At 41.0% G+C, this 273-nt stretch carries 1 pseudogene; it reads left to right on the plus strand.

The annotated features are described in order from the left end of the window. Window positions 1–273 (plus strand): annotated as a pseudogene (locus R0J92_RS22985) (hypothetical protein); the annotation flags it as partial.

The raw sequence follows: 273 nt of genomic DNA on the forward strand, positions 1-273 counted from the left end.
GTTCCCGTCATCATTGCGACATTAATTCCGAATGTTATGCCACTGCTCATTATTGCCGGGATCATGGGATTTGCCGATATCGACCTCAAGGTAACGACAAGCATCATTTTTACAATTGCTTTTGGAATTGCTGTGGATGATACTATTCACTACATGAGTAAAGTAAACCTGGAATTGCGGAACGGAAAATCGATTTTGTATGCACTCAAGTCTGCATCTATCACTACCGGAAAGGCGATAACAGTAACGTCACTTATTCTTATTAGCGGATTC

This window comes from Tritonibacter sp. SIMBA_163 (assembly GCF_046535935.1).
In the GTDB taxonomy this organism is placed as follows: Bacteria; Pseudomonadota; Alphaproteobacteria; order Rhodobacterales; family Rhodobacteraceae; genus Epibacterium; species Epibacterium scottomollicae.